The sequence below is a fragment of the Bacillus sp. JH7 genome, assembly GCF_001563515.1.
GTDB lineage: Bacteria > Bacillota > Bacilli > Bacillales > Bacillaceae_G > Bacillus_A > Bacillus_A cereus.
Map to the genome: position 1 here is coordinate 1 of NZ_LPUS01000008.1, position 2,683 is coordinate 2,683.

Sequence of the window (2,683 nt, forward strand, 5' to 3'; positions counted from 1 at the left end):
TGCCTTCATAGTTTGGTGATGATGGCAGAGAGGTCACACCCGTTCCCATACCGAACACGGAAGTTAAGCTCTCTAGCGCCGATGGTAGTTGGGACCTTGTCCCTGTGAGAGTAGGACGTCGCCAAGCAAGCTTAAGACGAGTCAGAATGACTCGTCTTTTTTGTGTTTTATAACTTCTTTTCAAAGCTAAATATTTTGAAGTGCTGCTCATTTTTTTAAAGATTTTTGAGTACGTAGCTATATAAGTTTTATTCAATTTCTTTCGTGATTTTTGACAGGTAATTTAAGATTTTCTATTTTATTTCTTAAAGATAGAATTCATTGGTATGTTAAAATAGTACAGTTGTTTTTGATGTACTTTAATATAAGAAGATTTAAGTTAGAAAAGGAGATAATATGAAAAAGATAAGTATAATTACTATAGTAGTCTTAGTCCTGCTAGTAATCGTGTATATGTTAGTTGGAAATTATTTTTATAACTATGCATTAAATGCGAAACAAGAAAAGGAATTTTTGCAAGATAATCCTCATTTAGTGGAAACGGTAAATGCGTCGGGAGATGTATTGGCTGCAAATGAAGAAAAGAATGCAAACTTCGTATCGAAGTATAAACCTAACACATTAACTATACGTTCTTTCGATAAATTAAATTTAAAAGGTTATGAATATATGAATGAACCATCTAGTCATAAATGGGCAATTGTAGTTCATGGATATAGTGGTAGAGCATCAGAAATGACGAAATATGTTCGTAACTTTTATGAACAAGGCTATAATGTCATAGCACCAGACCTTCGTGGGCACGGAAATAGTGAAGGGGATTATGTTGGTATGGGCTGGCATGATCGTAAAGATGTGTTAATTTGGATTCAACAAATCTTAAAGAAAGACCCTAATGCTGAAATAGCTCTATTTGGTGTTTCAATGGGCGGGGCAACTGTAATGATGACTTCAGGAGAAGATTTACCTTCTAATGTTAAAGTTATTATTGAAGATTGTGGATACTCAACTGTTATGGATGAATTTACTTATCAACTAAAAGATTTATTCCACTTACCGAAGTTTCCTGTTATGAATGCGGCAAATACGGTTACTAAATTAAGAGCTGGGTATGATTTAGAAGAGGCCTCAGCTGTAAAACAAGTAGCGAAAAGTAAAACACCTATGCTGTTCATTCATGGGGATGCTGATACATTCGTTCCTTTTGAAATGTTAGATGAAGTATATAATGCTGCAAAAGTAGAAAAAGAGAAATTAATTGTTCCAGGTGCTGGACATGGGGAAGCGGAGAAAGTAGATTCGAATAAATATTGGAATACTGTATGGAAGTTCGTAGGGAAGTATATTCCGGCATAATTAAAGTTGTTGCATTTATATAGACGATAATCGGAGGGATAATAGTTAATCCTTTTGATTATCGTTTTTTTGTTAATTAGGTATTCTGCTATAAGTGTATTTTTGTATGTACTATATGAGGGAGGTAGAGCAAAAACTTTTGAATTCCTTAATCTCAGTGCTACAATGATTGAAAATTAAAAGTTAATGAGGTGTTTCTATGAAAATTGAAGTTTGGTCAGATTTTGTATGCCCATTTTGCTATATTGGGAAACGTAGATTAGAGATAGCTTTAGAGCAATTTCCGCATAAGAAGGATGTTGAAGTTGAGTTTAAAAGTTTTGAATTAGACCAAAATGCTCCAATCTATTCTGGGACAAGTATTAATGAAGTACTTGCATCAAAGTATGGAATTAGTATTGAAGAAGCTAAGCGTAATAACGTACAGCTAGGAAATCATGCAGCTAGTATGGGTTTAAGTTTTAATTTTGATGAGATGAAGCCGACGAACACGTTTGATGCGCATCGTCTTGCGAAGTTTGCAAAGGATCAAGGAAAAGAAAAAGAGATTACGGAAAATCTACTTTTCGCATACTTCACTGAATCGAGAAATTTAAGTGATGTGGATACACTTGCTACTATCGCTGAAGTTTCAGGTTTAGATAAGCAAGAGGCTTTAAATGTTATTAATGATAAAAATGCGTATGCAAATGATGTTAGAATTGATGAAGCGATTGCTCAGCAATATCAAATTTCGGGAGTACCTTATTTTATTATTAATCAAAAGTATGCTATTTCAGGTGCACAACCACTTGAAACTTTTGTTGGTGCACTTCAGCAAGTGTGGGAAGAAGAGAATCCTGCACCTAAGTTACAAGAACTTTCTTCAGAGGGTGGAAGCGATCTTTCTTGTACTGATGGAAGTTGTTCGGCGCCATCGAAAGAGCAATAGTTTTTATAGTAGAGTAGTACCCCATAGATAGTTCTGTGGGGTGCTTGTATATAACTATAGAAGAAATACATAAGTGAAATCTATAAAATATAAAGTTTTTAAAAAAACGTATTGACGATTATACTTTAGAGGTGTAATATAGAACAAGTCGCCGATGACATTAACATCGCAAGCGACAAACGAAATGAAAAACTTAGTTGACATTGAAAGATGAAAATGTTAACATAAGGAAGTCGCGAATGAGCGACCAAGTAGTTCTTTGAAAACTGAACGAAACAAACAACGTGAAACGTCAATTTTTATTTTAGATGCTAGACAAACTAACTTTATTGGAGAGTTTGATCCTGGCTCAGGATGAACGCTGGCGGCGTGCCTAATACATGCAAGTCGAGCGAA

Annotated in this window: 2 protein-coding genes and 2 rRNA genes; all 4 read left to right on the plus strand. The window is 34.7% G+C overall.

What is annotated here, in order from left to right; translation table 11 throughout:
- Positions 1-11: 11 nt before the first annotated feature.
- Positions 12-127: ribosomal RNA gene (rrf, locus tag AU379_RS17360) — 5S ribosomal RNA — on the plus strand.
- A 269-nt stretch (positions 128-396) separates the two neighbouring features.
- Positions 397-1,356 (plus strand): alpha/beta hydrolase, encoded by a 960-nt coding sequence (locus AU379_RS17365; RefSeq protein ID WP_000723978.1) that lies wholly within the window; start codon positions 397-399, stop codon positions 1,354-1,356.
- 199 nt (positions 1,357-1,555) lie between these two features.
- Positions 1,556-2,287 (plus strand): DsbA family oxidoreductase, encoded by a 732-nt coding sequence (locus AU379_RS17370; protein ID WP_000687915.1) that lies wholly within the window; start codon positions 1,556-1,558, stop codon positions 2,285-2,287.
- A gap of 326 nt (positions 2,288-2,613) precedes the next feature.
- Positions 2,614-2,683 (plus strand): 16S ribosomal RNA (locus AU379_RS17375); the annotation flags it as partial.

Bases quoted from the DNA above. Each gene is read 5' to 3' on its own strand.
- AU379_RS17370 (WP_000687915.1), top strand. From the start codon at position 1,556: ATGAAAATTGAAGTTTGGTCAGATTTTGTATGCCCATTTTGCTATATT.
- AU379_RS17365 (WP_000723978.1), top strand. From the start codon at position 397: ATGAAAAAGATAAGTATAATTACTATAGTAGTCTTAGTCCTGCTAGTA.